Annotated in this window: 23 protein-coding genes, 2 pseudogenes and 1 other annotated feature; of the genes and pseudogenes, 15 read left to right on the forward strand and 10 right to left on the reverse strand. The window is 59.0% G+C overall.

The features are described from left to right. Positions 1 to 10 precede the first annotated feature (10 nt). Positions 11 to 742 carry a 3-oxoacyl-ACP reductase FabG gene (gene fabG / locus R3F00_RS00855; RefSeq protein WP_371279804.1) on the forward strand — a complete coding sequence of 244 codons (732 nt, stop codon included), beginning with the start codon at positions 11 to 13 and terminating at the stop codon, positions 740 to 742. A 47-nt stretch (positions 743 to 789) separates the two neighbouring features. On the opposite strand, the gene R3F00_RS00860 is transcribed toward fabG, so the two are convergent. From R3F00_RS00860 to R3F00_RS00900, 9 genes and pseudogenes are all read right to left on the reverse strand, one after another. Continuing rightward, entirely contained in the window at positions 790 to 1,377 is a 588-nt protein-coding gene (locus R3F00_RS00860; RefSeq protein ID WP_371279805.1) for a hypothetical protein, read from the reverse strand. Between the two features lie 198 nt (positions 1,378 to 1,575). Then, positions 1,576 to 3,168, reverse strand: coding sequence for an NAD(P)/FAD-dependent oxidoreductase (locus R3F00_RS00865; protein WP_371279806.1), 1,593 nt, complete (start codon positions 3,166 to 3,168; stop codon positions 1,576 to 1,578). After that, on the reverse strand, positions 3,165 to 4,436 hold the full coding sequence (locus R3F00_RS00870) for a cation:proton antiporter (RefSeq protein ID WP_371279807.1): 1,272 nt from the start codon (positions 4,434 to 4,436) through the stop codon (positions 3,165 to 3,167). Before R3F00_RS00870 ends, R3F00_RS00865 begins: the two co-directional genes overlap by 4 nt. Next, entirely contained in the window at positions 4,433 to 5,212 is a 780-nt protein-coding gene (locus R3F00_RS00875; protein WP_371279808.1) for a glycosyltransferase family 2 protein, read from the reverse strand. Before R3F00_RS00875 ends, R3F00_RS00870 begins: the two co-directional genes overlap by 4 nt. Continuing rightward, positions 5,209 to 6,012, reverse strand: a complete 804-nt coding sequence (locus tag R3F00_RS00880; RefSeq protein WP_371279809.1) for a beta-ketoacyl synthase chain length factor — start codon at positions 6,010 to 6,012, stop codon at positions 5,209 to 5,211. The genes R3F00_RS00875 and R3F00_RS00880 overlap by 4 nt, the downstream gene beginning before the upstream one ends. Continuing rightward, positions 6,009 to 7,205 (reverse strand): beta-ketoacyl-ACP synthase, encoded by a 1,197-nt coding sequence (locus R3F00_RS00885; protein WP_371279810.1) that lies wholly within the window; start codon positions 7,203 to 7,205, stop codon positions 6,009 to 6,011. Before R3F00_RS00885 ends, R3F00_RS00880 begins: the two co-directional genes overlap by 4 nt. Positions 7,206 to 7,347: 142 nt before the next feature. Then, a pseudogene (locus R3F00_RS00890) lies at positions 7,348 to 7,599 on the reverse strand (tyrosine-type recombinase/integrase); the annotation flags it as partial. A gap of 42 nt (positions 7,600 to 7,641) precedes the next feature. Continuing rightward, positions 7,642 to 8,861, reverse strand: a protein-coding gene (locus R3F00_RS00895; protein ID WP_371279811.1) for an IS3 family transposase whose coding sequence is annotated in 2 segments (ribosomal slippage) — positions 7,642 to 8,576 and positions 8,576 to 8,861 — 1,221 coding nt in all. Because the reading frame shifts where the segments join, the coding sequence is not laid out codon by codon here. Continuing rightward, positions 8,467 to 8,583 (reverse strand) — a sequence feature (AL1L pseudoknot). (Overlaps the previous gene by 117 nt.) A gap of 56 nt (positions 8,862 to 8,917) precedes the next feature. Beyond that, positions 8,918 to 9,667, reverse strand: a pseudogene (locus R3F00_RS00900) (integron integrase); the annotation flags it as partial. A 182-nt stretch (positions 9,668 to 9,849) separates the two neighbouring features. Between R3F00_RS00900 and R3F00_RS00905 the strand changes: the two are divergent. The 4 genes from R3F00_RS00905 (at position 9,850) to R3F00_RS00920 (ending at position 12,720) form a co-directional block, all read left to right on the forward strand. Then, complete coding sequence (locus R3F00_RS00905) at positions 9,850 to 10,104, forward strand: DUF6678 family protein (RefSeq protein ID WP_371279812.1); 255 nt, start codon at positions 9,850 to 9,852, stop codon at positions 10,102 to 10,104. Positions 10,105 to 10,213: 109 nt separating this feature from the next. After that, positions 10,214 to 10,390 (forward strand): hypothetical protein, encoded by a 177-nt coding sequence (locus tag R3F00_RS00910; RefSeq protein WP_371279814.1) that lies wholly within the window; start codon positions 10,214 to 10,216, stop codon positions 10,388 to 10,390. Positions 10,391 to 11,161: 771 nt separating this feature from the next. Next, the gene (locus R3F00_RS00915) at positions 11,162 to 11,530 is read left to right on the forward strand and encodes a hypothetical protein (protein ID WP_371279815.1); all 369 of its coding nucleotides are present in this window, start codon (positions 11,162 to 11,164) and stop codon (positions 11,528 to 11,530) included. A gap of 785 nt (positions 11,531 to 12,315) precedes the next feature. Next, positions 12,316 to 12,720 carry a hypothetical protein gene (locus R3F00_RS00920; RefSeq protein WP_371279816.1) on the forward strand — a complete coding sequence of 135 codons (405 nt, stop codon included), beginning with the start codon at positions 12,316 to 12,318 and terminating at the stop codon, positions 12,718 to 12,720. A 275-nt stretch (positions 12,721 to 12,995) separates the two neighbouring features. Here the strand turns inward: R3F00_RS00920 and R3F00_RS00925 are convergent, their stop codons facing one another. Next, positions 12,996 to 13,505 (reverse strand): hypothetical protein, encoded by a 510-nt coding sequence (locus R3F00_RS00925; RefSeq protein WP_371279817.1) that lies wholly within the window; start codon positions 13,503 to 13,505, stop codon positions 12,996 to 12,998. 2,319 nt (positions 13,506 to 15,824) lie between these two features. On the opposite strand from R3F00_RS00925, the gene R3F00_RS00930 reads away from it, so the two are divergent. From R3F00_RS00930 to R3F00_RS00975, 10 genes are all read left to right on the forward strand, one after another. Continuing rightward, positions 15,825 to 16,043 carry a hypothetical protein gene (locus tag R3F00_RS00930; protein ID WP_371279818.1) on the forward strand — a complete coding sequence of 73 codons (219 nt, stop codon included), beginning with the start codon at positions 15,825 to 15,827 and terminating at the stop codon, positions 16,041 to 16,043. 898 nt (positions 16,044 to 16,941) lie between these two features. Continuing rightward, positions 16,942 to 17,238, forward strand: coding sequence for a DUF3144 domain-containing protein (locus tag R3F00_RS00935; protein ID WP_371279819.1), 297 nt, complete (start codon positions 16,942 to 16,944; stop codon positions 17,236 to 17,238). Positions 17,239 to 17,613: 375 nt separating this feature from the next. After that, positions 17,614 to 18,702, forward strand: coding sequence for a calcium/sodium antiporter (locus tag R3F00_RS00940; RefSeq protein ID WP_371279820.1), 1,089 nt, complete (start codon positions 17,614 to 17,616; stop codon positions 18,700 to 18,702). Positions 18,703 to 18,879: 177 nt separating this feature from the next. Then, a complete protein-coding gene (locus tag R3F00_RS00945) occupies positions 18,880 to 19,197 on the forward strand; it encodes a hypothetical protein (protein ID WP_371279821.1) in 318 nt (105 codons plus the stop codon). Between the two features lie 98 nt (positions 19,198 to 19,295). Next, positions 19,296 to 19,796 (forward strand): nuclear transport factor 2 family protein, encoded by a 501-nt coding sequence (locus R3F00_RS00950; protein ID WP_371279822.1) that lies wholly within the window; start codon positions 19,296 to 19,298, stop codon positions 19,794 to 19,796. Positions 19,797 to 20,255: 459 nt separating this feature from the next. After that, complete coding sequence (locus R3F00_RS00955; RefSeq protein ID WP_371279823.1) at positions 20,256 to 20,546, forward strand: YciI family protein; 291 nt, start codon at positions 20,256 to 20,258, stop codon at positions 20,544 to 20,546. A gap of 150 nt (positions 20,547 to 20,696) precedes the next feature. Then, on the forward strand, positions 20,697 to 21,050 hold the full coding sequence (locus R3F00_RS00960; protein ID WP_371279824.1) for a DUF1801 domain-containing protein: 354 nt from the start codon (positions 20,697 to 20,699) through the stop codon (positions 21,048 to 21,050). A 254-nt stretch (positions 21,051 to 21,304) separates the two neighbouring features. Beyond that, complete coding sequence (locus tag R3F00_RS00965; protein WP_371279825.1) at positions 21,305 to 21,907, forward strand: dihydrofolate reductase family protein; 603 nt, start codon at positions 21,305 to 21,307, stop codon at positions 21,905 to 21,907. Between the two features lie 112 nt (positions 21,908 to 22,019). Further along, complete coding sequence (locus tag R3F00_RS00970) at positions 22,020 to 22,448, forward strand: PaaI family thioesterase (RefSeq protein ID WP_371279826.1); 429 nt, start codon at positions 22,020 to 22,022, stop codon at positions 22,446 to 22,448. Continuing rightward, positions 22,438 to 22,965, forward strand: a complete 528-nt coding sequence (locus R3F00_RS00975; protein WP_371279827.1) for a GNAT family N-acetyltransferase — start codon at positions 22,438 to 22,440, stop codon at positions 22,963 to 22,965. The genes R3F00_RS00970 and R3F00_RS00975 overlap by 11 nt, the downstream gene beginning before the upstream one ends. Positions 22,966 to 23,158 lie beyond the last annotated feature (193 nt).

Here is a 23,158-nt window from a genome sequence, read left to right on the forward strand (position 1 = left end):
GAATTGAACCATGAACACATCCCCTCGACGCGCCCTCGTCACCGGCGGCAGCGGTGATATCGGCAGCGCGATCGCGCGCGGTCTGGCAGGCGATGGCTGCAGCGTGATCGTGCATGCCAATTCGAATATCGAACGCGCCGAAGCCGTCGCCACGGAGATTCGCGAGGCAGGTGGACAGGCTGCTGCGATCGCTTTCGATGTGACCGACGCGCAGGCCTCGAAGGAGGCGCTCGAGTTCCTGCTCGCTGACGGCCCCATTCCGATCATCGTCAACAACGCCGGCATTCACGACGATGCGCCGATGGCCGGCATGTCCGAGCAGCAATGGCGACGCGTGATCGACGTATCCCTGAACGGATTCTTCAATGTGACCCAGCCGCTGCTGTTGCCAATGGCGCGGACGCGCTTCGGGCGTATCGTCAGCGTCTCTTCGGTCGCCGGCGTACTCGGCAATCGCGGGCAGACAAACTACGCCGCTGCCAAGGCAGGCCTGCATGGCGCGTCGAAATCACTGGCCCGCGAAATGGCCTCGCGCGGCGTCACGGTCAACGTCGTCGCGCCGGGAATGATTGAAGGCAGCATGCTCGGCGAGCTTTACGACAAGGCCCAGATCAAGGCGATGGTCCCGGCCGGTCGCCCTGGCACCGCCGCAGAAGTTGCTGCCCTGGTGTGCTTCCTGTGCAGCGAAGCCGCCGCCTACATCAACGGCCAGGTCATCGGCGTCAATGGCGGCATGGGCTGAACCCCGCCGCGCGAGCAAGTCGGCGGCGAGGCGGAGCAGGTTGGGGACTATTCGATCTCGAAGGATTGCAGGGACACCGGCGTAGTGCCTGCAAAGGTGACTTCATAATTGAAGGCCGCGGCATTGTCGAATGTCGTCAGCACGTAAACCCGAGTCGATCCACTCGGAATACTGATGCCGGTAAACGAAGGGCATCGATCTGTCGAGCCATTGGTGTCGTCGTTGACCAGCAGGCAATTGGTCAGCGGGGAGGCCGGGTTGAAGCTGCCGTCATATTCCACGAGAAACGGGTCAATCACGGTTCCACAAGCCGTCGAAGGATCGCCCTGTTGACCGAGTCGAATATTGAGAGTTGCCGTATTCGCCCCTGAATTGGTCAGCGTGATCGTGTCGAACGGTACGGCCGTGCCGACACCGGACAGCGATCCGCACGTGACCGGCCGGTTGAAGGTCGAATCCTGGGCGTCGAATGAGCCGACAACGTTGCCCGGAGGCGTGCCGCCCGGGTAGTCGATGACGGTATTCGTACTGACCCGAATGATCGGTGCCACCGCCGGATTGACGCTGGCGGAATCGACCTTTGCGTCATCGGCCTGCGCGATGGCTGCCGAAGTCGCCAATAAAGCAAATAACATATTTCTGTAAACTGGTTTCATGACACATCCCCTGCGAGGCAACATTCCAGACCCGATACACGGTCGGCATGCGATGGTGCTCCCGGGATTCAGCCATTTCAAGTAGCGCAACAATTCACAAGCAGAGGCCGAGCCCGCGATCCGTTAGTTTCGCAAGGCGAAACTCTGCCTCCGGGGCGTGATCGGGCCGGAGCCGGCTCAGGCCGCCGAAGCGAACAGCGGCGTGGTCGATGAGGCCAGCGAGGGCAATGGGCCGACGTCGAGTGACGGACATGCCGCCCGGGCACGCGCTACCATCGTCGCAGCCAGATCCCGCATCAGGCCGACATTCGCGTGCATGCGTTCGCGCAGGGCCGCCTCGTCAAGGACATCGTGCAGGCCGCGATTCATGTCCACGAACCAGCCGAGCTCGTTCTGATTGAGCATCACCGCTTCGTTCGGCGATTGGCTCCGCTCGCCCCAGCGGCGGAAGAATGCCTGCATGTCCAGATTGAGCTGGGCGGCCTCGGCGAGGTCGCTCTGCAAGGCGCCGAGCAGGGCGACGTCGGCAAGCCGGTTCTGGAAGACCAGCTGGCAAAGCACGCCCCAGTAGTAGGTGTAGTCCCAGAGCACCTTGTTGGACATGACCTCGGCGTCGCCAAAGAGGCCGTATTGCCCGCGGTACATGCCGAGCGTGTTCGAGTAGAACGAGAAGTAGAACTGCTCGAACAGTCGCGCGTAGGGCGCCACCGACTTTCCGGCCCGGTCGAGGCCGATCAGCTCGCAAATGTAGGTGTTCGAAATGGCGATGAAATCGGTGCCGGGCGAATAGAACGGGTCCAGAAAGACCCCGGCCTCGCCGGTCAGTGCCCAGCGATCGCCCGAGAAAACCTGCTTGCAGCCATACGAGTAGTTGCGCAGGAACTTGAAATCCATGAGCTTGTCGCGCCTGGCCTCGCAAGCCCGGGCAACCAGTGGCTGGTGCTCGTGCAGCCATTCGAGTGCACGTTCGAACGTGTTCATGCCCTTCAGCGGATGCTGATTGGCGTCGCAGACGATGCCGACCGAATGGGCACCCGAGCCCAGCGGAATCAGCCAGACCCAATAACCCGGTCCGCACAGGTGATTGGTCGAGCGCCAGCGTTCGGGCGGGTCGCAGCGTTGGCCCCAGGCCTTGTCCTCGCACCATTCGTCGATCGACAACAGATCATCGATGCGAAACCAGACCGCATTGCCGTCGTGGCCGTTGTCCTCGTTCAGATCGAGCTTGCGCCGGATCAGTCCGGCACGCCCGCTGGCATCAACGACCCAGCGCGCCGAGAGGCGACGCTCCTCACCCGCCGTCGTGACATCGACGATATGGGCGGCCTCGCCCTGACCCAACTCGATGCCGCGTACGACCGAGCCGTCCAGAAACCGGATGCCGCGCTCGCGGACAAGCTGGCCAAGATGGTTTTCGAGAATGCCGCGGTCGATCTGCCAGGTCGGCGTCGGCAGCACGTGGCTGACACCCAGTTCGGTGACGCCGTCGAGATCGTAGCGCTGGTCGCTCCAGAAGAATCGGAAGCCGAACTTGCGGATATGCGCGCTGTCGAGATGCTCGCGCAAACCCAGCGTATCGGCCAGATAGTGGGCGCCGATTTCGACTTTCGATTCGCCCACCTTGTGCGCGGCGAGCGGCAGCGGATGCATATTGCGCTCGAGCACGACGATATCGAGATCGACGAATTTCTGGCGCAGCTGCAAGGCCAGACACAGGCCGGCCAGGCCACCGCCAAGGATTACCACATCGTGCTGTGCATCAGTTGTCATGGAGTGTTCCGCAAGGTTGCAGCGCCATTCGCTGGCGTGAGCTGAACTGTCTTCGTCCGCGTAAACAGGCTCAGCAACGGCGTGGTCATCAGTGTCGTCACGATTGCCATGATCATGAGCATGGTGAAGATCTCGGCGCCGATTACGCCGATATCCAGACCGACTTTCATGACGATCAGTTCCATCAGGGCCCGCGCATTCATCAGCGAGCCTACCGCAAATGCCTCGCGCCAGCCGAACCCGGCCGCCTTCGCGCCTGCCGCACCACCCAGCACCTTGCCGAGCACGGCGGCGGCGAGAATCAGGGCAAGGGCAACGCCACCGGCTCCGCCGAGGGCGTCCGGCGTCGTGTGCAAACCGGCGAGGGCGAAGAACACCGGCATCAGCACCAGCACGGCCACATGTTCGATGCGCTCGACCAGGCAGGCCAGCAGGCGATTGTCGCGAGGCAAGGCGGAACCGAAAACAAACGCGCCGAATACGGCGTGCAGACCCAGCGCATCGGTAATCGCGGCACACGCGAATGCGCCAATCAGCAGGAGTGCCAGCAGGCCCGTCGATGGCTGACCATCGACGCCATGGCGGGTCAGCGCGCGGGCCAGCAACGGACGCAACACGGCGAAGGCAAATACCGCCATGCCCAGCGTTCCGAGAACCGTGACCGCAAAACCGGCCCAGCCGCCGCGCGAGGAGATCATCGCCACGACGAAGGCGAGGACGATCCAGGCGAGCACGTCGGCCAGCGCCGCGGAGGTCAGCGACAGGCGGCCGACTGCGGACTCGGTCATGCCGCGTTCCTTGAGGATGCGCGCCATGATCGGAAACGCCGTGATCGCCATGGACGCGGCCATGAACAGGGCGAACGGCCAGAACGCGACACCGGCGGGTGCGAATCGACCGTGCAGCATCGGTGAGATCGCAAGCCCCAGTGCGAACGGCAACAACACGCTGAGCAGACCGGTCAGCCCGGCCACCGTCAGGTGACGCCGCGCACCATCCGGCAAGCGCAACTCGGCGCCGACGATGAACATGAACAGGACCAGGCCAATCTGGCTCAGCCCTTCCAGGGGAGCCAGGCTTTCGGGTGCAAACAGCCAGGCCTGTGCCGCTGGTGCGATGGCGCCGAGCAGCATCGGCCCCAGCAGGATGCCGGCCAGCATTTCACCGATCACCGGAGGTTGCCCGATCCTGCCGAGCAACAGGCCAAGCAGTCGGGCGACACCGAGAATGACGACCAGCTGCAGGAACAGCATCGACATTGGATTCACGCAGGTCCGTGCTGTTCTGTCAGTGGTGGATCGACGATGCATGGCGCGCTCGCGTGCGACCGCCGATAGCTTTGAATGACGTTGCCGTAATGAATGACACGGCCGATCGTGTACAGCGAGATCAGGGTGATATCGCGCACAGGGCGGAAATGACTGAGCCGAAACTCGTGGTTGTAGCGGGTTTCGATCGGTACCGAGACCACGCCAAGACCGGCTTCGCGCACTGCGGCTATCAGGATGGCCGCCTCGAACACGAAACCCTGCGCAGGCAGATCAACCAGTTCCATCGCTGCACGCGGGTAGTAGCGCTGGCCGCTCTGCGTATCGGCAACGGGAATTCCGCAGCCCCAGGAGATGCCCCAGTCCGCGACCGCGTTGGCGCGACGGCGTGCATTCGGCTGGTTGTCGCGTGTGCGCATGCGCGCGCCGATAACCAGACTGTCCGGAAAAGCCTTGGCAGCGGCCAGCATGCGCGGGATGTCGGCGGCATCGTGCTGACCATCGCCGTCCATGGCCACGACCGCATCGAAGCCGCGTCGCAGCGCCTCGCGGAATCCGTCGCGCAGGCTTTCGCCCTTGCCGCGCGGAGTGTCATGGCGCAACAGGGTGACAGGCAGGCCGGCAAGTTCATCCACGGTGCGATCAGTCGAGCCATCGTCCACGACGATCACATCCGGCAAGACGGCCAGGGCCGACTCGACGACACGACGGATCGCGAGTTCCTCGTTGAGGGCAGGAATCAGGACGGCGATGCGAGGCTGCGATGGACGGCTCATGCGTCAACGTCCACTTGCAGCAGGGATCGAGCGCCGGCCGGCAGCTGCAATCGGGTCGGCTTGCCGGCCGCGAGCGCAGCCAGCAACGGCAATGAACCGGCCGCCATCGGATTGCCCGCCGCCAGGCTGGCAAAGGCGTCGGGCATTTCGATCTGAGCGCCGGAATCCTCACTGGCAGCATTCATGCGCAGGCGCAGTGAGCACTTGCCGTTCGCCCGTGGCGAGACCACCAGGGCCGTGCCGAACTGGAGGCTGCAGGGAGCCACCTTGACCAGGGGTCCGGTCGTTTCGGTGTCATAGACAACCAGCAGTACGGCCGTGTCGTCGGCAATCGCTTCGACAGCCGCCTCGAACAGGGTCGCCGCAAAACTCGCGTGCCAGGAACTGATCGATGTCGACGGCGCATGGCACTGGGCGGCAATCGTCCAGTAGCCGGCCGGTGCGTTGTGCACCGAGTTGTGGAAGCGGATCGGCGACAGTTCGCGTGGCGCGCTGGCCAGCGTGGTGCACATGTAGTCGGTGATCAGCAGGTCGCCGAGCGCGGAGGCGAATACGCTGGGCAGGGTCGACGGCTCGCGACCCGATGCCGCGCAAGCCTGGGTCGCGATTTCGCAGGCCAGCGCCACCGGCTGCGGCGCACGCCGGCGCTCGGCTGCCGTCAACAGGGTCGGGCTCGGTTTGACCGGCGCCTGCGGATCGGCCTCGGCCTCGCCACGCAGTCCGGCACGCGCGCGCTCCCAGTCCGGCCAGCCCGGTGCCCAGAATCCGATGCCTTCGATATCGATCTCGAGCGCGCTCATGGCGTCGCTCCGCGGGCGAACGCAAGCGTGCTGTTGCTGCCACCAAATCCAAAGGAATTGCTCAGCGCGATGCGGACGTCACGCGACTCGTTGGCCAGCGCCAGTTGCGGGCCGCACAGCGGATCCGGTTGTTCGCAGTTGAGGGTGCCGGGCACGAACCCGTGCTCCATGGCGAGCAGGCAGACGATGGATTCGAGGATGCCGGCGGCACCCAGCGTGTGTCCGCTCCAGCCCTTGGTCGAACTGGCCCGGGTGCGCTCGCTGAACGCAGCCGATACCACGCCGGCCTCCACTTCGTCGTTCTTCGGCGTCGAGGTGCCGTGCAGATTGATGTAGTCGACCTCGGCGGCGCCGATACCTGCGCGAGTCAGTGCCCCCTCGAGCGCCAGGCGGGCGCCCAGACCTTCAGGATGCGGTGTCGACATGTGGTGGGCATCGCTGGATTCACCCCAGCCGATCAGGCGCGGCGCGGTGGCCGGACCCTGGCGTTCGACCAGGGCGAACCCGGCCGCCTCGCCGATCGAGATGCCGCAACGGCGCACATCGAAGGGCCGGCAGGCCTGCGGCGCCACGAGTTCCAGCGAGTTGAACCCGAACAGCACGCTGCCGCAGAGCGAGTCGACACCGGCCAGTATCGCGGCATCGACCACGCCGAGCCGGATCAGGCGTTCGGCCTTGGCGAAGATCTTGGCACTGGAGGAACAGGCGGTGGCCGTGGTCAGGCAGGGGCCTCGCGTTCCGAGAACGTTTTCGAGAAACAGGCCCAGCGAATGCGGCGTATGCACCTCCGGGCGCTGCAGCTCGACCGGCATCTGGCCGTCTTGCTGGCGCACGTAGCCTTCCTCGGTGGCCCCGATGCTGGACGTGGACGTGGCAACCAGCAAGGCCACCCTGTCGGCGCCATGGCGGTTGATGGCCGCGCTCGCCTGATCGAGGAACCCGTCCGCATTCAGCCCCATCCAGGCCAGCCGATTGTTGCGGCACTCGTAACGGGCGAAGGCGTCCGGCAATCCGGCCGACTCCAGCCCATCCACGCGACCGATCGCGCACTCCAGGGGTTCGCGGGTGAAATCGTTCGCACGCAGACCGCTCTTGCGGCCAGTCAGCGCGGCAAGGTGATCAGCGAGTCCGCATCCGAGCGCGGAAACGGCAGTGTTTGCGGTAATGCTTATCGGGACGATGGGTTCTGGCACGCGGGTTCGATGCTGGCTGAATCAAGGAAGTATAGCGAGCTGGCACTGCTTGAGGCCTGAATAGAACAGCCATCGGGATTTTCGTGGGAGATCGGGCCTGCCTGGAGTCAGCCCGGATGGCCCTTGCCATCCGCGGGCCCGTTCATCTTCGATCCAGCGGGCTCAGGACACCGGCCCCGCCCCGATTCAGCACGTGGGTGTAGATCATCGTCGTCGATACATCCGCATGCCCCAGCAATTCCTGGATGGTGCGGATATCCGAACCCGATTCGAGCAGATGCGTGGCAAAGCTGTGGCGCAGGGTGTGGCAGGTGGCGGGCTTGTTGATCCCCGACCGTCGCACCGCCGCCTTGACCGCGCGCTGCAGTACGCCCTCGTCAAGATGATGCCGACGCTCTGAATCGCCCCGGGAATCCCGGAGACTCGTTTGTGTGAGTCACGCCGCCATGGCGAGCTCACCCTGTTGCTGATAATAGTTGGCTTCGGCTTCTGCAGGTGGAATGTCTCCAATCGGACCGAGTAGGCGCTTGTTGTTGAACCAGTCCACCCAGTCCAGCGTGGCGAACTCGACCGCGTCCGGATTCTTCCAGCTCTGCCGATGGATGACCTCGGCCTTGTACAAGCCGTTAATGGTTTCGGCCAAGGCGTTGTCGTAGGAATCGCCGACGCTACCGACGGAAGGCTCGATCCCGGCTTTAGCCAGACGTTCCGTGTAACGGATCGAGACGTACTGCACGCCTCGGTCACTGTGGTGGATCAGACCGCCCTGGGTCGGTCGACGGGCATGCAGCGCCTGCTCAAGCGCATCGAGCACGAAGTCGGTTCGCGATGAGCTTGATACTTTCCAACCCACGATCCGACGGGCGAACACGTCGATGACAAATGCGACATAGACGAAGCCTTGCCAGGTCGAGACATAGGTGAAGTCCGATACCCAGAGCGCATTTGGACGTTCAGCCTGGAACTGCCGGTTTACAAGGTCATTCGGGCATGCAGCCGCTTTGTTGCTGTAGGTGGTCCTCACAACCCGGCCTCGTTTTACGCCTTTCAGGCCCAGCCTCTTCATCAACCGGGCTACCGTGCAGCGAGCGATCTGGATACCTTCCCGAAGCATCTGCTTCCATACCTTGCGTGCGCCGTAGACTTCCTTGTTCTCGCGCCATACGCGCAGAATCTCAGGGCACAACGCCTCATCACGGATTGCACGCACAGGACGAAGGGCGGGATCAGCTCGCCTTGCAGCCTGCTCGTAGTAAGTTGACGGAGCGATCGGCAGGACCTTGCAGATCGGCTCGACTCCGTAGACATCTCGGTGATCGTTGATGAACGCTGTCATCGTTTGAATGGGCGGTCGAGCTCCGCCTGGGCAAAATAAGCGCTGGCCTTGCGCAGAATCTCATTCGCCTGACGCAGCTCTCGAACCTCACGCTCAAGCGCCTTGATGCGTTCCTGCTCTTCCGAGGTAGGACCTGCACGCAAGCCTTGATCCCGCTCGGCCTGACGCACCCAGCGTCTCAATGTTTCTGTGGTGCAGCCAATTTTTGCACTGATCGAACTCATCGCGGCCCACTGCGACGAATACTCCGCCTGATGATCCAGAACCATTCGAACTGCCCGCTCGCGGGATTCCGGTGACACTCTTTCTGATTTCTTCATGACTCCATCCTCTCAAAGGTTGGAGCCTCCGGAAAAGCCGGGGCGATTCACTCGATTCCGGCGCGGGGATCAAGACTGCGGTGACTCGACGGAAAGACGTATTGCCAGCTCCATTCGCGCTCGGCGTTGGGGTATTTACGCGCCAATGCATTGGGCAACCAGACCGCACCGTACCCGGCTGCAAGGTCCTTCTCATGCAATCGAAGCGCATGGACGAGTTGCGCCTTCAGCGCCTCGATGCTGACTTCAGGCAGCACAGTCCTGCGATCCTTGCCGCCTTTTCCATGGCGCACCATGATTTCTCGTCGCAGGAAATCTATGTCCTGCACCCGCAAGCGCATGCACTCCATTAGTCGCAAGCCCGCGCCATAGAGCAGGCTGGCCATCAGCCATGTCACCCCACTCATACCGTCAAGTACCGACACCACTTCGCCGCGCGACAGCACCACTGGCAAGCGCTCGCTACGTTTTGCGCGCCGGATGTCTTCCATCCACGGCAATTGCTGCCCCAGCACCTCGCGATAGAGAAACAACAACGCGGATAGCGCCTGATTCTGGGTAGAGGCAGACACCTCTCCCTTCGTCGCAAGGTGAGTGAGAAAATGCTCGACCTCGCGCTCGGCCATCTGCGCCGGGTGGCGCTTGCCGTTGAACAGGATGAAGCGGCGTGCCCAGGCGACGTAGGCTTGCTCCGTACGCAGCGACAACCCCAACCTGCGCACGCGTGAACGCAACTGATCCAACAGACGCGGCGGCTCCCCGCCCGCTTCCGATGAGACGCCAACTATCAGATCCGTTGATTTCATTGACGATCCCTATCCAGACATTTATCCCCAGATTAGACCGCACGATGGGCGGAACACGATGATTTTTGTAGGATATTTCCTACAGCTTTTGCTTAGTTCTCCATGTTAGGCTGTGGGAATAGATCCCATTGTGGGACCGAATAGTAGTTGGGTGGTCGAGGGCGTTTGTCATGATTCCGGTTATGAACAACACCAAGTGGGAGGAACTGCGGATCGCCATGCTTGGACTTGACCGCGCACCACTTTGGCGCACCCGCGACGTAGAGAACAGATACGAGTCCTGTTGGGACGGAGACTGGCTGCATCACATCAAGCAGGGCGGCTACAACACTATCGAGTGGGTAGAAATAGCTGCTGCTAATCCCGAGCAGCTACGAGCTATCAACAGCGCTGGTACGACTGAATGTGCCGGGAGAGCGCACGGTTGCAGGGTATAAGGTGTACGGCTTCATTCCGGCGGGCAGCACGGTAGATTATGTGTCGCCCACCCAACTGTTCAATCAAGCCGACCGCTAACGCGGCGGCTTATTTCCGGTGTTAGCGCCAATGGATCGAGTCGAAATTGTTGCAATAGCTCTGATGCTTCTTGTTCCGGCGAGCGCCCGCGCCTCAGGCTTTGAGTTCTGCGACTTCGAGGCTGAAATTCAGCGCGTGGAGATCGGGCCAGAACAAACCTACGAGCTAGTTGTCGATGTTGTTCGTGCCTCGAAGGCCGAAGTATGAGGTCGAAAGCTATACTGACTGCGCGGAGTACGTGGGCAAGCCTATGAAGTTACATTCGGCGTTTCGAGCTCCCAAGTGTGCCGGCGAAGGGCGACAGCATTCTTTTTTCCCGCTCTGTTATTGATGGTTTCGGCATGGACGGGTCCTATGCCGGTACAACTACAAGAACAGCTTTGCGTAAATTGCCAAGACGGCCTCAGCGACCGCCGAGCGCTAACTAATAAATCAAGCCGACCACGTTCCGTGGCGGCTTATTACCGGTGTTGGGGTGCGGAATGCGCGTTTCAAATTTAATGGGCGCTTTAGTGCTGCTAACTTTACCCGAACGTACGCCTTGTCGTGCAGCCCTCCACTTTCGAGATGCACTTGGTTCCGGGGCCAACTGAGTACGCCTATTCCCTACTTTATTGGGTACGCTTGCGCCTACATCGGCAAAGTCGTTGGGTATTCCGAAAACGAATGAAGGAATCCGGCGCTAGAGGTGCAAGTCTTGGACGCGTGGACACCCATGCAGAAAAACGGGGAAATTCTTAAGGTCACTGTGCAACCTTGGTCCGGATGCGGTTGCCCAAAAAGCGCAGTGACTTCGGCCCCTCAAGTATCAATTGGCACGCGTCTGAGGGTAATCACTTTCACGAAGGTAATGCTGAGCTGGGACGCCAATAATGCACTTGTCGTGCTCGGTGCCGAACCCCAACTATTCAATCAAGCCGACCGCTGATGCGGCGGCTTATTTCGGTGTTATGCACTCAATGAACCATCGAAAACACCGTGCCGAGTTACATCTGGTGGTTCTACTTCGCCCTCTCATTGCTTCTCGCAGTCGTTTCGCTTATCCAGGGCGTAAGCTCGCCAATTGAGCTCGCATTTGGAATCGTCAACGCGTTTGCACTTGCCGGCTTGTGGGGCTACATATCTCAGGTTGCGGTCGGCTGGCGGCTGTTCTGGGTGTTGTATTTCGTTGCGTCGGTCGTGGCAAACATTGTTGGACTTGCACTCTTTGCAGCAGACATTGGACAGCGGGATTTCGCCTTCCTCATGATAGTCAGTTTCTCTATTGTCCTTGTTGCTCCAATGTATCTTGCACTTTGGCGATATGCGTTTCGATCACCGAAAGTCTGGATGATACAAAGTGCATAACTAGTCATTCGAGCCGACGTGCTAACGCGCGGCAATTCAGGTGTTGGATCCATATGTTCAGAATCCCGAAACTGTGTGTATTGCTCCTTCTGGCTTCAGGCAATGCGCTTGCTTGTAAGTGCCACAGGAGCTTCGCTCACTGAGAAGCTCCCAAGACGCGTCCATCGCATTTGTCGGAAGCACCGATGCTGACCCCACTCTCGAAGAAAAGACGGTGAACCAATTCCATTCGTTGTATCGCCCATTGAAGGGTAACGTCACAAAGGGTGCACCGATCTCGGTTGACCCCAGCTTCAATTCTGATTGCGCTGCACCATTCGTAGGGAGTTCAGCTTTTAGTGTTTGCATACGGAAGAGCTGGTGAACCACCTAAGGTCGTGGCGTGCTCAATTCGCACAGTCGAGCCAATTTCAATTGATGGTGAGCTTCTGCAACCTTCGTCGGATGTCGCTGAATTCTTGCGGTCGGTACCCAACTAATCAATCAAGCCGACCGCTAACGCGGCGGCTTATTTCCGGTGTTATGCATTGGAAAACTAAGTGACCACATACAGCCTTTCGGGCCCTGACAACGACTCAAATATGTGCGGTTCGCCGATCGCCTGTTTGACGATGTTGGTAACATTCAGTTTGTCCTGTGTGCGGCTATAAAACTGACCTGTACTTTGTTAATCCTTCGTTTCGTGTCAAAAGAAGGGTATACGAACCTGTCGTCAACCTATGACGGATACAATATCGCCTCCCTAAAATTCAAGGAAGCATGTCAACGGCTGAAGTTGAAAGGAGTTGAGTTTCTGCCGCTTCCATCAGGTCAAGGTTCTTTGTTATCCGACCAATGCGTTGCTGCCGTTTGACTCAGTATCAAGGAAGAGCAAAATAGAATATTTCTGGCACGCTTGTGGCTTCTACAAGGCTGTTGCCGGCGCAACCCCTGCTTTCCTGTTGTCAGAGCCTGAATCGGACATTTCTGGAACCGATATTGTTTTTGGTTCGGGTAATAGTCGTGGCCGAGTTCTCATCACTACAGAGCACATAAAACACATGCTGGTTACTGAGAAGCTAACAGGGCTCTATTTCAAAGAAACAATGCATAACAATTCGCTCAAGCCGACGCCGCGAAGCGGCTCCAACTCAAACGTTAGAACTCGAATGGTTTTTTCGTACTTTCGCGCCCTGGCTACGATGAGCTAGTAAATCTAGTTGGGGGCCCGCCGTCGCAATTTGGGTCAATGCCGGAGTATTGTCCGATCAAGAAGTTGATGCGTTAAGAGCAAAAGGCGTAGATCTTTCCCGCTTTTCGGACACTATCGATCCGCTCTCAACGTCATCAATCTGCAGTTCCATAACGACAATAGCTGAGCACCATCCGGGCGAGCGTATTTGGGTTGAGCATCGGGCGGATTCTAACTTTTCATCGAGCCGACGTGCTAGCGCACGCGGCTCAATTCTGGTGTTAGGTAGCGCAATCATGGCCGACGTTGAATCGAAAGTCGCCAGGCGCGAGCTGGAAGCTTGGCGGGTTTGCTGCGCGTTGGAGCGCCAAGCTCTTGCCGAACGTCGCACATGAAGCCGAATTTCGTCTCAACCCAAGTGAGCGCGCCACAAGCGTTGTGGCCTCTTCGCTCACTACCATTGGCAAACCCATCTCTGAGCTGCCATCGGTTCCCGCCCGAGGCATCTACTACGCCCTGGTAGGGTCCGGGCATCTGAACCTCAATCCGACGGTTCTTCGTGTCAAAGTTGAGGGCCAGTCGGTTTTCATTCGCGGTGTCGCAAAGGAGGGTGCCATCAAACAGCATTCCGCACGCCTGGCTGTTGAGCGCTTGGAGCAAATCATTCGTGGCAGCGCTGCCTAACTGTGTGTGTTCAAGCCGACCGCCGTACAGACACGGCGTTTCAACCAACCGCTGCCGCGCGGCGGCAGCAGCCGGCACGTTAGCCAGCTGTGAGGAGAGCTTCGTTGTCTTTTCGATCACTGAACATAGTATCCCTTTTCAGCTTGCCTGGTTGCAGCATTCGCATACTCGATCGGCGTTTTGGCGTTCCCGTTAGATTGTGTGTTCGTTGTTGGTCGTCTGCTTGAGCTATGGCATTTTGGCGGGCCTATTCTCTTTCGGCATCCTGTTAGCACGTGCCATCGTTGTGCGCACTATGGGCTCATGGCTATTGAGTGCTTTCTGGTTGGCGATGCTTGATCTTACTGTTGTGTACTATCTCAAGCGAACTTCGTCATGCTTCTACTCGTAAGCTTGGCTAACTGGTCCGTAAGAGACTTGCCGTCAACTCCGAAGGGCGCATGACGCTTTTTCCCTGACTTTTGGGCCACTGCCGGTCATCGTGTTTTCTCTTTTCCGCGTGATGCGTGTCAGTGCTTTGCGTGTTGCAACGATTGTCAGACTGCTTTTCCGTAATCGGTCTTGTTGAGTCGGTTGCGCTGACTCGGACCTCTGTATAAACCGCACCCGAAGACCTCATTCATTCATCGGACTGTCCGGTGGCCGGGGATCAGCCGAAACACCGCAGGGACGTCCAATCAGTTAGTCAGGTTCTCTCCGGGGTGGTCTGACCCGTTGTCTACCGTATCGCGCTGACGTTGGTTAGAAAGTTTCCTCTAAGCCGCCTGCACCGCCGGCGTCCGTGTGTGCATCGGATGGTTCAGGGACGCGTGCGGGTCGTAGTCGACCTCGTAGGCGGACGTGCTTCCAGATCTGGACGACGACCATGCGGTGGTGATTGACGTGATCACACCCGCCGGAACGTGAGCGTCATCAGTTCGTATCTGCAGCTTTATATTGGCGTGGTTGCTTTCTCAGGTGTGTATTTGGCTGCCTTGTGCGGAATATACTGTCAGATCCTGTTTGTGGACCACCTCGCTGTGCAGCTGGTTCTTCGCCATCCGTTTTGCATCCGTGCCGCTCACGGTGCTGGGTCCGGCCTTCGGGCGGGCTTCAGAAGATGGCGTTATCCGCCGTGGCGTGAAACTCCGGCGTTCGTAACAGCTGCGTTCGACCATTCACGCTCGCAGCTGAAGACCAGCAGTCGACCGGTATTCACCACGGTCTCGCGCCAGCGTCTGCAGCGCAGTCCTCGCGACCGCCTCAGCTGATCAGCCGAAGGCGGCAGATGCCGGGCGTCTGCGACTCAGCTGTGATGGACGAGATGCCGCAACGACCTGCTGGATCGGCGGCGGCTAAGACGCCAGGACGAGACATCGGGCAATGGCAGGCATATCGCCGTGCGACGATGTCGGCGTGAATGGCCGGCGGATGCGACGGCGCCGAACGACGAGCGACTTCAACCGCGACCATTCGTGGTACTGGCGGAAGGTTGGATACTGCGACTGACCTCAACCTATGACCTTGTCGAACGCGCGCGGCGGCATGCGAAGAAGACCTCGGCGACAACGTCGATGACAAGTGAGGGCGCCTTTTGCGGAACGGCGGCGAAAACTAAGGTCCGCCGACCTGGCGCGGCAAGGCACGCCGCGTGTGCGCAGATGCGGTAAGCGCTGCGGCTGCCGCGACGCCATACCAGCACCGGCAGCTGGCAGCGACATGTGGCAGCTCAGCGTCGCGGCACAGTTACTGGCGAGCGCGCGGGCTTCCAGGCCGCGTTCCTGCCGCGTTCAGGACCGCGATGCCTTCAGCAAGGCGGAATCCTTCCGGGGCTGCTGTTCGTGACAGCTTGTCTCAGTTGTTATTCGACAGGGCCCTTATTTATCTTTAATGATTATGTAAGATTTTCTTCATCATTACTTTTCAATGGCGGATTGAAGTCTCTTTTATATTCAACAGTTTATTAACGTAAAATTAATCAGCATTATTAAGCTGTCGGAACTTGCAATAAAGCATCTATCAGTATCGCAGCATCATCATATTTATCTGCATTGGATATATGCGTGGTTGTGTTTGTCATATTTCAGGTGAACCAATCATTCGTGATCATTGTACTTGGTGAAGATATTATTCAGAGCTTCGACGTTCATGTTGGATAAGCGATACCGCATTAAGAAATTACCATGGACTCAACGTATGGCGCAATGGTTTTGGGGGTAACTCACAGTCAGTATCATGATGGCATTTGCGTTTCTTGCGAACTCAGTCATCAGTTAAACACTGAATACAATATGTATTATATTGCGATGACATGTCTTAACTGGACTCCTCTCAGGCCTAACACAGTTCGCATTACTCGGAGTGCAGGATAATTATACTTTATGTAAGAATTCTTTTCATTCAAATGACGATTTTCGTATTTTTGCGACTCGATATCGTCTTCACAGTCTTTAAAATTAGATGAACGATATCAATATCATTATTTTCATTTTGATGTTCACTTTGATGCTCTCAAACATTGCGAAGCATACAAGCAATCTTTTTCAATTCCTGAATGTCTCCAGCAATTCCACCATTGCGCATCAGTTACAGGAGATAACTTGCGAAGGCGTTGGTTTCGCTAGCACTCATAAAACTATTAAACCGGAAGAAATACAAGAAGACGATGGCGAGCTGTGAACTTAAACTCAAATAAAACATGCGAAATCATCAACGTGGTCATGCGAGTCATATCCAGCGCTGTGTCCACTCAGCGTGAAACGCGATCTCGTGGAAAGCGGAATCAAAGCGTTCGGAGATAACGTCAGTGAAGCCGTTTAAGGTAACTCGTAATGAAGCTACCATATTTGAAATCTTAACGATAGTAACTCGTTGTGTGTCGCTGCGAAAAAACATCAAGTGATGAAGTGTGGCGACATTTTCAATCTCTTGGCGGTGGCAGTGTCAAACTCATCGTGGAAGCATTCATTATTGCGCCACGTGAAGGACCGTTCTCGTTTTTGGCTCACTGTGCGCTCGCCGTGATCGTTTCAAACATTTGTTTCCTGCCGTTTACGAGCGTCGCTGCAGTACCAGCAACGCCACGGTGATCTGAAAAAGACGATGCGCTCAGGAGCAGATCACTTTCCAGCCTCGTGCGGCATCTTGCGCGGGTTCCTGATTATCGACGCTTCTTGGGCGGCCTCTTGTTATCCGGCGTTTCGTATTCTTCGATGTCCGCGCACCGAAGCTGCCGGGCGACCGGTGACGACGCTCACTCAGGGCCCACCTTCAGAATGCAGATGCGCTAAGGATGCTAATGGCGGGTGTACACATGCGAGTACAGAACGGCCGGCTTGTTTGGTAAGCGTCGACAAATTCGAGTTTCGTGCATTCTCCAATGCCACAGCTTGGGTCATTTGGACTTGCGGGGAAACAACCGGTGGTGGTGAGCAGGCCAGTTTTGAGAAGCACGGAGGAGTTTGGCTCTATGCTGGCTCACGTGAAGGCATTGCCATATAAGCATAACTTTTCATTCGAGCCGACTTGCTAACGCATGCGGCTCAATTCTGGTGTTGGACCCCAATCGAGGTTTTCCTTGGCAGCTGACATTGACGATGAGTTCTACAATCGTGCCGACGCAGTAATCTACCTCGCGAATGAGCAGGTAGAGAAATTCAGTCCGGGTAAGGTTAGTGCTTCGTGCATGTATGCAACGGCGCGATTCAATGCTTGGGTAACTGCATGTGGTTGCAGTTCTTCATTGGAGATGCGAGCTGAAAGAAAAGAGGCAATCGAATACTTCACCAAGCAAGACAGGGCTATGCTGGAGGAGAACCTCGATGACTACATCAACAAGTTTGCTGGATATATGCAGCCCGAAGGGCCTGACTAATGAATCAAGTCGACCGCATTCAACGGCGGCTTGTCTGCGGTGTTGAGCCAAATGAAGGCACTATGCAAACTATGCCGTGAACGGCCGGCGGAGGCGGGTGCACTCAAGTGGTATGGCATCCTGTTTCTCGGCGTCTGGTTTGGTTCTGGGCCGTGCTGCACAGAGTGTGCGGGCGGTATGAACTTCGTCGGCCTGGTCGCCGTTTCAGCCATTGCTGTTGTTGCTTTTGTGCTTGCAGTAATCGTCTGGTAGGCGGCATGCTTCAGCCCAGCCATTTATTCAAGCCATACGCTAACGCAGCGGCTCATTTCCGGCGTTGGGTGGCTCAAGACTAACGGCGCTGCTGTCCTCACCCGGGCGTGAAGAGAGAGTACCTTGGAGCTCACTAATTTGGTGTTTCTGGTCGCGGGTCTTGCCGTGCTCGTGATTGGCGCAGATCTACTCGTGCGCGGGGCGTCGCGACTGGCGCTGCGCTTCGGCATCTCTCCCCTCGTGATCGGGCTTACCGTGGTCGCCTTCGGCACCAGCTCGCCGGAACTGGCGGTAAGCGTGCAATCCGGACTCGCCGGTCAGGCCGACATCGCCGTTGGCAATGTCGTGGGGAGCAACATCTTCAACGTGCTCGCCGTGCTGGGAATGGCTGCGCTGATCGCGCCCCTCATGGTGCAGCAGCAACTGGTGCGCTTCGAGGTGCCGCTGCTGGTTGGCCTGTCCGTGCTGGTCCTCGTGATGGCGCAGGATGGGAGAATTGGCACGTTCGACGGGCTGCTGCTGGTGGCAGGACTTGTCGCCTACACCGTGTACGTGATCCGGCAGACCCGACGGGAGGTCACGGCAGTGCAGGCTGAGTATGCGAAGGAGTTCAGCGCCGCTCCCGCGGGATGGCTGGAACGTCTGCCGGTACAGGTCGTTCTTGTCCTCGGAGGATTGGGCCTGCTCGTGCTCGGCGCGACCTGGCTCGTGGACAGCGCCGTGTCCATCGCTCGCGCGCTGGAGATCAGCGAGGTCGTCATCGGCCTGACCATCGTGGCGGCGGGCACGGGCTTTCCGGAACTGGCCACTTCCGTCGTAGCGGCGATGCGCGGGGAACGTGATATCGCCGTCGGCAACATTGTCGGCAGCAGTATCTTCAATCTGTTGGGCATCCTCGGGGTCGCCGCTCTGGTCACGCCGGACGGGCTCTCGGTGGCACCGGGACTTGTCGTCTTCGACATGCCCGTGATGATTGCGGTGGCCTTTGCCTGCCTGCCGATCTTCGGCAGCGGGCACCGGGTTGCACGCTGGGAGGGCGCCGTATTCCTGGCCTACTACGTGATCTACGTGACCTATCTCATCCTTGCCGCTACCCAGCACGACGCGCTCCGCGGCTTCGGTGCGACCATGCTGGGGTTCGTCCTTCCACTCACCGGCATCACTCTCCTGGTGCTCTGGACGCACCAACGCTCACGAGAGAACGCACCTTGAGAAGGTAATCATGGCCGCTGTGCATGGAGCCACCCCACAAGCAGTTCTGCCGGCCGGACGGTTCCAGCGCTTGGGCGGACACCCTGAACCAGACTTCAGGAATTCTCGTCATGGCCAGACCAGTTCCCCCGAACCCTCCATCTCCGCAGTCGCGAGTTCAAGGCTACGGTGGCACGCATGAAGAGAGAACTCTCGTGGATTCTAGCTGGCTTGGCCTATGTCGCTCCGCCAGCATGGGCCTACCTTGAGCAAGCTTCCGTCTATGAGAGTGTCCAGGCGCAGCATGGGTATATCTGCGGCCTGCCCATGCTTGCAATTGTCTTTATCGCGAGTGTTGCTTCCGGTGCGCTGTCATTTGTCTCGTTCTCTCTTGGCTACGCGTCGTTCCATTATCTTGCGAAGCCGCGCTCGGTTCTCCGAAAAGTCGAGTTGGTAGTTCTTGCAGTTCCGTTTGTCTGCTCTGTAGGCATACTCTCCACACTTCTCGCCGACTAGCATCTGCTGCCATTCACGGCAGATCAACTTCTGCTCCAGGCCGACGTGCCGGCGCACGCAGCTTGGAATATGTGTCAGGCCACACCAGGGATCCTTGCATGCGAAGACTATTGCTCACGTTACTGCTGCTCTCGAATTGCGCGAGTGCCGTTGAAGGCACACCCGGGGCGGCGATTTCCGCGCTTTGGAGCGCCTTGTCCAACGAACCCGGCTCAAGTGCCGATCTCGCCACCCTCAAGCGCATCTTCCATGAAGATGCGGTGATCTTCGGCGGCCGTTACAAGGCAGGCGCCCCCTCCGTGCGTCGCTCGAGTGTTGAAGAGTTCCTGCAACCCTATGCGAGCGTCAGGGAGAAAGGCTTCCATGAGTGCGAAGTCTCACGCATGGTGCAGACCTACGACCGCTTCGCAGTCGTGTATAGCGTCGTGGAGTCAAGAACCGACAAGTCCGCAACTTCCCCCGATTTCGTCGGCGTCAACAGCATCCAACTCTACAAGGTGGGTACGCAGTGGCGGATCCTGTCGCTGTACTATCATGTGGAGAAGCAAGGGCTGCCCATTCCCCTGGGCGAAGGAAGTTCAGGCAAGTGCATTGCCTGACAATCCTCAAGAGACTTCCCGTCAACTCCAGGCGAGTGATCCCTTTGCCCTGCGCTTGCTGGCTACTGTGGGTCATCTGATTTTTCTGCGTGCTGCATTTCGCTGAAGTCGGAGCACTGCAGTGATGGAGCGATGGTCAGACTGCGTTTTCGTCCCGGAGGAATGCTTCCCTGGGTCGCGAACGGTCTTGCGGTGTCGCTGGTGCTGGATCGCTCCATGGCACTCGACCGCACGCGAAAACCCCTTTTGCCGATCGGTGTCGTTGGTGCTCGGGAATCAGCCCCGTCACTTGCAGGCATTCGGGATGTGAGTCACGAGGCTTCCCCTTCTGCCGATGGTTGTGTAGAACACCCGTCATGGCTTGGGAGGCCGGATAAGGCGGGAAGCTTTCTGACTCGCCCTGGCGACCGTTACCCCGGCGGGCCACTCCGAAATCGGGTTGCAAGAGGAGACTACCGCGTGTTCGTTGTCCTGTTGACCTACACCAAGCCATTGGCGGCAGTCGACGCGCTGCTTCCGGCCCATCGCGAGTTCCTGCAACGCATGTATCAGCAGGGCATATTCATTCTTTCCGGGCGCAAGGAACCGCGCGATGGCGGGGTAGTCCTGGCAAATGCGGCATCGGCCGAGGAGTTGGAGTCGGTTCTTGTCCAAGATCCGTTCCACATCCACGACGTGGCCAGCTATCAAGTCATCGAGTTCGTTCCCACCTTGGCCGCACCGGCGTTGCAGTCGCTGGTCGCGGCTTGAACATTCATCAAACCGACGCCGGTTTGCTGTTCGGCCCAACCTCAGTGTCGGGCCGACTGTTGCCCCGAGGAGCTGTCCGTGTCGTCTCTGATTACAAAGGCTGAAAGGCACAGCACACCTGCGGATACCACAGCGGCGGTAGATCGGTTCATGGACGAGCTGGAGCACCCGTTCAAGGACGAGATCCAGCGCTTGCGCGCGTGCATCCTGGCCGTTGACCCGTCGATAGCCGAGGGCATCAAGTGGAAAGCGCCAAGCTTTCGTACAAGCGAGTACTTTGCGACCACGAATCTGCGCGCAAAGGGCGCAACGGGAGTGATTCTTCATCTCGGGGCCAAGGTGCGCGATGCTCCTCCTGGCGGCGTGAAAATCAAGGACCCTGATGGCCTGTTGAAATGGCTTGCCGGGGACCGCGCGATGGTCGAGTTCAAGACCGGGCAAGACCTGGAAGACCATGCCGAGTCGTTTCAGGCCTTGATCCGTCAATGGATTCGGTACCTGTAGGCCGCGCAAAGCGAAGGTTCCTTCTCCGTCGGATCCAAACCCATGGCTATGGCAATCATGGACACTTCCCCTTCTACCGAGGGTTGTGTAAAAGCAGCGTGATGGCCCTTGAGGCCACATGAAGCCGGAGTCGTCTTGCCGCTTGTCCGATCCGTCGCCCTGGGCGCAGGCGGCTTGGCACCGGTGTTCGTCGCTGCGTGGTGCTGGCCGACTGAGGACAGTCCGGCGACACCTCCAACTGGGAGCAAACCCGCATGGGACTTCTCACCTTCAGCCTGAACCTCACCCTGGACGGCTGCGTCGATCATCGGGAAGGAATCGCCGATGACGAGACACACGCCTTCTTCACCCGTCTCATGGACCAGGGCGGGGCGATGCTGTGGGGCCGCATCACCTACGAGATGATGGAAAGCTACTGGCCGGCGGTCGCGCGCGGCGAAGTGGAGGCGACGCCGGCCGTGCGCGAGTGGGCGATCAAGCTGGAATCCAAGCCGAAGTACGTGGTGTCTTCGACGCGAACGGACTATCCGTGGACGAACAGCCACTCCATCGTCGGCGACCTGCGCACATGCGTGCAGGAACTCAAGGAGGCGACGCCTTCCGGGGTGCTTCTCGGTAGCAGCAAGCTCGCAACCGAGCTAGACCGGCTGGATCTGATCGACGAGTACCAGTTCCTTGTGCACCCCCGGATTGCCAGTCACGGCCCGAAGCTCTTCGATAGCGGACTCTCCAGCACGCGACGGCTTGAACTGATCGCTTCGACGCCGCTACGCAATGGTGCGGTGGCGATGCATTACCGACGCGCGCTCGACCAGGATCCGCGGATAGCTGGCGAGTCGATTCAATCGGCGAGGTGACCCCCCCCGCGCTGACCGGCGGGATTACCGTCCCCGGTCAGCATTTTCGAGCGATGATTTCGTAACAGGAACGAGTTTCAAGCACGCCGTGCCTTTACCAGACAGGCCCACCATGAACATTTCAATGGACATCGCGCGACACGTGCTGGCATCCCAGCCTTTCAGCACCCTTTTGGGCACCCGCGTTACCGGGTTCGCGCCCGGCCACTCCGAGCTCCGAATTCCGATCAGGGACGAGCTCAAGCAACAGAACGGGTTTGTGCATGGGGGTGTCCTTTCCTATGCGGCCGACAACGGTTTGACATTTGCGGGTGGCAGTGTTCTCGGGTCCGCGGTCGTGACCTCCGAGTTCAAGATCAATTACGTCCGGCCGGCGCTCGGTGACGAGCTCGTGGCTCGCGCCAGTGTGGTGCATGCCGGCAAGAGCCAGGCGGTCTGCCGCTGCGAAGTTTTCTGCGTCAGTGCAGGCAGCGAGACGCTTTGTGCGATCGCGCAAGGCACCATCGTGTCGCTGCCACGGGACTCGAGAGATGACCTCTGACTCCGTGCCCGGGTGCTCCCCCACCCACAACGGGGAGAATGCGATCGCATGCGATCCGCTTGAAATTCGAGTCGACGACCTGGCGAGCGACGCGGTGCAATCCCTGATTGCCGAGCACCTGCAAGGCATGCACGGGAACTCGCCTGCCGGGCATGTGAACGCGCTGGCCGTCGAAGCATTGCGCATGCCCGACATCACGTTCTGGACCGCCTGGCGGAATCAGGAACTGTGCGGATGCGGCGCGCTGAAGGAACTCGGCGGCAATGCGGGCGAAATCAAATCGATGCGAACCCGCGCAGCATTCCTCGGGCAGGGGGTCGGCCAGGCCCTGCTGAACCGGATCGTTTCGGAAGCAGCCGATCGAGGCTACAAGCGGATCTTCCTCGAAACAGGAACAGGTGAAGCCTTTGCCGCGGCGCACGCGCTGTACTTGAGGAACGGGTTTGATTGGTGTGGCGCCTTTGCTGACTACACGGCTACCGAATTCAACGTGTTCATGGTTCGTGCGCTGCAGTAGCAGTAACCCCCGCAGACGCGCAAAATGACTGAGCAGCCCGATATCGCAAACACGAGGCGCGCGCCTTTGCCGGCGACCGGATTGAACGTGCTGTCGGCGCGACGGGCGTCCGGCCCGGATGTTGCACTTGCGGTTCGAGTTCAGGCGGCGTGCGTGCAGTACTATCGCCGGCATTCACGCCACGAAAACCAGA

Source organism: Dokdonella sp. (assembly GCF_041395345.1).
In the GTDB taxonomy this organism is placed as follows: Bacteria; Pseudomonadota; Gammaproteobacteria; order Xanthomonadales; family Rhodanobacteraceae; genus Dokdonella.